Origin of the sequence: Oribacterium sinus (genome assembly GCF_963537195.1) — a bacterium.
GTDB lineage: Bacteria > Bacillota > Clostridia > Lachnospirales > Lachnospiraceae > Oribacterium > Oribacterium sinus_A.
In genome coordinates this window covers 1-6,666 of record NZ_CAUTEG010000115.1, presented here as the reverse complement: position 1 = coordinate 6,666, position 6,666 = coordinate 1, and the positions used below count along the sequence as shown (strand labels likewise).

5 protein-coding genes and 1 pseudogene are annotated in these 6,666 nt (G+C 44.0%); 2 read left to right on the top strand and 4 right to left on the bottom strand.

The features are described 5' to 3' along the window. Both RYL27_RS10210 and RYL27_RS11490 read left to right on the top strand, forming a co-directional pair. Window positions 1-447: pseudogene (locus RYL27_RS10210) on the top strand (DUF1858 domain-containing protein); the annotation flags it as partial. After that, window positions 444-731 carry a DUF4491 family protein gene (locus RYL27_RS11490; protein WP_314967012.1) on the top strand — a complete coding sequence of 96 codons (288 nt, stop codon included), beginning with the start codon at window positions 444-446 and terminating at the stop codon, window positions 729-731. The pseudogene RYL27_RS10210 and the gene RYL27_RS11490, both read left to right, overlap by 4 nt. A gap of 60 nt (window positions 732-791) precedes the next feature. Here RYL27_RS11490 and tpiA read toward each other — a convergent pair whose 3' ends face one another. The 4 genes from tpiA to RYL27_RS10185 form a co-directional block, all read right to left on the bottom strand. Next, window positions 792-1,541 (bottom strand): triose-phosphate isomerase, encoded by a 750-nt coding sequence (tpiA, locus tag RYL27_RS10200; RefSeq protein WP_314328944.1) that lies wholly within the window; start codon window positions 1,539-1,541, stop codon window positions 792-794. A gap of 147 nt (window positions 1,542-1,688) precedes the next feature. After that, a complete protein-coding gene (locus tag RYL27_RS10195; protein ID WP_040648449.1) occupies window positions 1,689-2,906 on the bottom strand; it encodes a phosphoglycerate kinase in 1,218 nt (405 codons plus the stop codon). A 78-nt stretch (window positions 2,907-2,984) separates the two neighbouring features. Beyond that, window positions 2,985-4,010 carry a type I glyceraldehyde-3-phosphate dehydrogenase gene (gene gap / locus RYL27_RS10190; RefSeq protein ID WP_314967009.1) on the bottom strand — a complete coding sequence of 342 codons (1,026 nt, stop codon included), beginning with the start codon at window positions 4,008-4,010 and terminating at the stop codon, window positions 2,985-2,987. Window positions 4,011-4,629: 619 nt separating this feature from the next. Continuing rightward, window positions 4,630-6,315 (bottom strand): Na/Pi cotransporter family protein, encoded by a 1,686-nt coding sequence (locus RYL27_RS10185; protein WP_314669502.1) that lies wholly within the window; start codon window positions 6,313-6,315, stop codon window positions 4,630-4,632. Window positions 6,316-6,666: the final 351 nt, after the last annotated feature.

The following is a 6,666-nucleotide window of genomic DNA, read 5'->3' as shown; positions in this document are numbered from 1 at the left end:
GGTGTGCTGGAAATGATGCAGGATTGCACCCATATCCGTTCCTTACAGGGCTCTCAAACTCTTTTGACATGGGAGCAGCAGGAAAAGGGAGAAAGCAAGGAGACTTCTGAAGACGAAGACAAGAGGGAAGGCTCAGAGACTTCTGAAGATGTAGGCAATAAAGAAAGCGCAGGGACTTTGGGAAACGAAGGAAATAGAGAAAGCACAGGGTCTTTGACAGCCGGCAAGCTGACGGAAATCACCGAAGATACCCTATTAAAGGATATTTTGGAAGCGGATTCCAATGTAAAGACTCTCCTTTTCCGATTAAGTGACCGCTTTAAGGCCTTAAACACTCCTCTTGCCCGCATTATGATGCCTAAAGCTACAGTGAAGATTATGAGTGAACGGGCAGAGGTAGATTTGGATACTCTGCTTCGAGAGCTTCGGGAGTATTTTAAACTATGAGCATTCAAGGTTTACTCTTAGGCCTGGTGTGTTTTCTCTGCATAGGGATATTTCACCCCATAGTGGTATATGCGGAATATTACTTTAGTAAGAAAATAGCCTGGCTTTTTTTCTTAATTGGTTTATTCTCTTGTATAGCCAGCTTTTTTCTTCCTTCCCTTTTTTTCTCCGGAAGTCTGGCCATCTTCGGCATCTCCTGCTTTTGGAGTATCCATGAATTATACGAACAGGAAAAGAGAGTGGAAAAAGGCTGGTTTCCGAAGAATCCAAAGAGAAAATTTTAGGATTATAAAGGAGTACCGTACGTTACGCGTACGGTACTCCTTTAGCTCTGATACTTCTTCTTAATCTTGGTAGTTTACAATCTTGGCAAACTCCTCTTTCAGGGATGCACCGCCGATTAAACCGCCGTCGATGTTTGGCTTGGACAGAAGCTCCTTGCAGTTTCCGGCATTCATAGATCCGCCATACTGAATACGAATTTTCTCTCCAACCGCCTGGGAATAGATTTCGCAAATTACCTTACGGATGTATGCACAAACCTCTTCCGCCTGCTCTGCTGTTGCAGTCTTTCCGGTTCCAATGGCCCAGATTGGCTCATAAGCGATAACGCACTTTCCGGCATCCTCAGCGGAAATTCCCTGGAAAGCCGCCTTAATCTGCATGGAAATCCACTCGAAGTAAATACCCATCTCTCTCTGCTCTAAGCTTTCTCCACAGCAAATGATAGGGGTAAGACCCTTTTCCAAAGCCTTCTTAGCCTTCTTGTTGATATCCTCATCTGTCTCATGGAAATATCCTCTACGCTCGGAGTGTCCCATGATAACATACTTTACTCCTGCATCCACCAGCATATTGGCGGAGATTTCTCCGGTGTAAGCGCCGGCCTCTTCAAAATACAGGTTCTCAGCGCCTACGGAAATCTTGGAGCCCTGAAGCTTCTCCACTACAGGTACAATGTCGATAGCCGGTACACAGAAAACCACGTCTACTGCATCTGTATTTGCCAAGGGAAGCAGTTTATCACACAAAGCCTTGGCCTCAGTTACGGTCATATTCATCTTCCAGTTTCCGGCAATAATTTTCTTTCTCATCTTCTCACCTATTTCCTACAATTTCTATCCATCTTATGCATAATACTCTATATACTGATTTCTGTATTTACTGACTACCGTCCTTAATGACATCTGTATATACTGACTTCTATGCATACGGATTTATCTGATTATTTATAGAACTTCTTACTTATTATTTGCAGCTGCAACGCCGGGAAGCTCTTTTCCCTCCAGGAACTCTAAGGAAGCTCCGCCGCCGGTGGAAATATGAGTCATCTTATCTCCGAAGCCCAGGATATTTACCGCTGCGGCACTGTCTCCACCACCGATAATGGTAGTAGCCTCTGTCTCTGCCAAAGCCTTTGCTACTGCAATGGTTCCCTTAGCCAATACAGGGTTCTCAAAAACACCCATAGGTCCGTTCCATACCACAGTCTTTGCAGACTTCACCGCATTGGCAAAAAGCTCTGCAGACTTCGGTCCGATATCCAAGCCCAGCATATCTGCAGGAATCTCGGAAATATCCACAGTCTTTACTGCTAAGTTGGCATCATCAATAGGATCCGGGAAAGATGCCGCACAAACCGCATCTACCGGAAGCAGAATCTCACAGCCTAATTTCTTGCCCTTTTCAAGCATTTCTTTACAGTAGGAAAGCTTCTCGTCATCCACTAAGGACTTTCCGATTTCATAGCCCATAGCCTTTACGAAGGTAAATGCCATACCTCCACCAATAATCAGAGTATTGCACTTCTCTAAAAGGTTGGAGATTACATTTAACTTATCGGACACCTTGGCACCGCCAAGAATGGCAACGAAGGGACGAACAGGATTTTCTACAGCCTGTCCCAGGAACTGAATTTCCTTCTGCATTAAGTAACCTACTACAGCAGGTCCGGAAATAAACTGGGTAACTCCCACATTGGAGCAGTGTGCTCTGTGTGCGGTTCCGAAGGCATCATTTACGAAAACATCCGCTAAAGAAGCCAATTCCTTGGAGAAAGCCTCTCCGTTCTTGGTCTCCTCTGCACGATAACGGGTATTCTCCAGAAGAACTACATCTCCGTCCTTCATCTTTTCTACAGCAGCTCTAGCATTTTCTCCTACTACCGTATCATCCTTGGCAAAAACAACCGGCTGTCCCAAAAGCTCGGAAAGACGCTTTGCCACAGGAGCTAAAGAAAGCTCAGGCTTAGGCTCTCCCTTTGGCTTTCCAAGGTGAGAACATAAAATTACCTTTCCGCCATCTGCAATCAGCTTCTTAATGGTAGGAAGCGCTGCAACAAGACGGTTCTCATCGGTAATCTTTCCCTCTTTTAAAGGTACGTTAAAATCACAACGGCATAAAACTCTCTTGCCTTTTACGGAAATGTCATCTACGGTTTTCTTATTTAACTCTGCCATACTTCTCTCCTTCTCTACTTCGGAAAAAGCCACCGGATCCTCTCCGGCGGCTTTCCGCAAAAAACTATGCCTATAAAATTACTTTACAAACTTCTCGAAGTACTTAATGGTACGAACCATCTGAGAAGTATAGGAGTTCTCGTTGTCATACCAAGATACAACCTGAACCTCATAAAGGTCATCGCCAACCTTGGATACCATGGTCTGGGTAGCATCAAAAAGAGATCCATAGGTCATTCCGATGATATCGCTGGAAACCAACTCTTCCTCTGTGTAACCGAAGGTCTCAGGATCGGAAGCATTCTTCATAGCAGCATTGATAGCTTCCTTGGTAACTTCCTGAGAAGACTTAACTACTGCGAAAAGGAGGGTTGTGGAACCTGTTGGAACAGGAACTCTCTGTGCAGAACCGATTAACTTACCGTTTAACTCAGGGATAACCAAGCCGATAGCCTTAGCAGCACCGGTAGAGTTTGGAACGATGTTGATAGCTCCTGCGCGAGCTCTTCTTAAATCTCCCTTTCTCTGTGGTCCGTCAAGGATCATCTGGTCTCCGGTGTAAGCATGGATAGTTGCCATGATACCGGACTGGATTGGAGCGAAATCATTTAAAGCCTTAGCCATCGGTGCAAGACAGTTGGTTGTGCAGGATGCTGCGGAAATGATGTTGTCCTCAGCCTTAATGGTCTCATGGTTAACGTTGTATACGATAGTAGGAAGATCATTTCCTGCAGGTGCGGAAATAACTACCTTCTTAGCACCGGCCTGGATATGAGCATTTGCCTTATCCTTGGAGGTGTAGAAACCGGTACACTCAAGAACTACATCTACGGAAAGCTGTCCCCAAGGTAACTTGGAAGCGTCAGCCTCCTTATAAATCTTAATCTTCTTTCCCTTAACTTCGATATAGTCTTCTCCGGCAACTACTGTATCTTCATACTTATATCTTCCCTGAGAAGAATCATACTTTAAAAGGTGCGCAAGCATCTTAGGATCGGTTAAATCGTTGATGGCAACAATCTCTGTTCCTTCATGATCAAACATCTGACGAAATGCCAAACGTCCGATACGTCCAAATCCGTTAATCGCTACTTTTACTGCCATATCCTTTTCCTCCTACATAATAAATCATTTTAATTTCTTAAACAGCACGTTCATTCTATTGCAGGCAATGTGTTTTTGCAAGTACAAATGACGAAAAAACGCAAGTTTTCACCAAAAGTTTACAGATTTCTAAAAAGAAAAATTAAATCATTATTAAAATAATTATTTTTAAATCCAATTCCGCTTTCTTGAAGTTCTTACTATCCTCCTTATTCCGGAAACCATAGCATAAAAAAAGAGTGGTAAAATCAAAATATATAGGTTTTCGGCAATATAGGTCTAAATATCGGGTAGTCTGAGCCCGATACTTGTGAAGAGTCGGCGATGAGAAGAACAATACAAATCAATACTTGAAGCGAATGATACAGTGTGGGTCTATAATAGGGGCAATCTGAGCCCGTCAGTACTTACTGAAAGCAAGCAAAGCGAAGCTTGAAGTTAGTACTGCTACGAAGGCGAGGTTAGCGAGAGCGTGCCCCATTTATAGACCCACACTGTATCAGAGCACTTTCTTATTACGAGTGCAGTCCTTCACTGCACAGGGCGAAGCTAGCGAGAGCGTGCCCCGATTTTAGACCTATATTGCATAGAAAACCATTTTGATTTTACCGCTCTTTTTTTAAATCATCGTTTTCACATAGCCCGCCACATTATCCGCATGGTCGGAAATTCTTTCCAAGTCGGAAATGACATCCAGGAAAATTACACCGGCCTGAGGCACACAGTCTCCGGAGCTTAATCTTAGAATATGGGTCTCTCTCATATCCTCTTCCATCTCATCCACCTGATCCTCCAGATGAGCTGTTCTTACCACAGCATCCAAGTCATTGTTCTCAAAAGCATCAATACTGGCTTCAAAGGACTCCATAACCTTATTGGAAATCTTCTTTAAATCATCCTGACCGATTTCCGAGAAAGAGATATCGTGATCCTGCGCATACTGAGCCTGCTCCGCAATATTTTCCGCATGATCCGCAGCTCTTTCCACATCGGTAATGGTATTAAACATATTGTTCACTTCCAGCTTCTGGTTCTCATTTAAAGAAAGGTTTCCGATGTGAATCAGATAGTCCGTCAGAAGCTTCTGCATATTATCAATGATTTTCTCTCTGGCATAAACCTCTTGGATTTCTTCCACCTTCTCTTCCAGTAAGATGCCCATAGCGTGAGAGATATTTACCGCCGTAATTCTGGCCATATTGACAACCTCTGCCTTAGTAGCGGAAATGGCGATGGCGGGGGACTCCAAAATACGCTTGTCCAAGTGCTGAATCAGATTCTTCTCCACCTCCGTGTAGTGGTTCGGATTCTCCTCATCCTCCTTATCCTGCTTGCTCTCTCTAACCAAAGTTCCGGAAAGATTCACCAGCAGATCTCCAAAGGGGAATAAAACAATGGTGCAGGATACGTTAAATATGGTATGGAAGAGGGAAATTTCTACAGGGCTTAGTTGTCCCTGGAAAAAACTCTTCATTGGAAGACTTAAAAAGAAAATAATAGCTCCGAACAAAATCGCACCGGTCACATTAAAGAGAAGGTGAATTACCGCCGCTCTCTTCGCGGTTCTGGAGGCTCCGGTAGAGGAAAGCATAGCGGTTACACAGGTACCGATGTTTTGTCCTAGAGTGATATAGAAGCCCGCGGCTCTTGGTACCGCACCGGATAAAGCCAAGGTCTGAAGGATGGATACGGAAGCTGCAGAGGACTGGATAATTCCCGTTACCACCGCACCGGTAAGAATACCGAGGATAGGATTGCCTCCCATTACCTGAAAGGCTTTTGCAAAAATAGGAGAATCCGCATAGGGAGACACGGAATCACTCATAAATTCCAAACCGATAAAGATAAAGCCTACACCGATACAGAAATTGGCTACAAGGTCATCTTTACCTTTTTTCCCGAAAAGAAGGCGAAAGGCACCCACTCCGACTAAGAGCGGTGCGAAAAATTCCGGTTTCAGAAAAGCCAGGGAGGAACTGGACACCTGGGTTAAGGAAACCATCCATGCAGTAATGGTGGTTCCGATATTGGCACCCATGATAATGCCGACGGATTGACTAAGATTCAGGATTCCGGCATTTACAAAACCTACCACCATAACCGTGGTTGCAGAGGAGGATTGCACAAGAGCTGTTATGGCTGCTCCTAAAACAACGGCCATCACACGATTTCCCGTTACCAAATTCAGGAACTTGGACATACGGGAGCTGGCGGCTTTTTGCATACCGTCACTCATCACCGTCATACCGTATAGAAACATTCCCAAACCACCAATTAAGCCAAAAAGGCTTCCGATGAATACCATGATTCTTTTTTCTCCCCTTTTCTTTAGACCCGTAAAGAGACCGTTTCCTTCAGCTCTTTCTGTAGTCTATAACCTACCCGACTTCCCTCCTGAGAAATCCTGTAACGTAAAAAAAGCCAGTGTAAAAAACACTTGGCTTAGTATACAAATACTTTCTTAAAAAAACAAGGAATTTCTCTTGAGTCAGGAGAGGGGCAGTGAAAACCCGCACTACAACAAGCCTTGTTTCCAGCTTCCTGCAATGTTTTCCAATGCCATATTCGTTCCTATCTCATTTCCTTATAAATTATCGGCCTATTTCAAAATCATATAAGAAGGGGATGTAAAAAATCAAAATAATTTTTTACATCC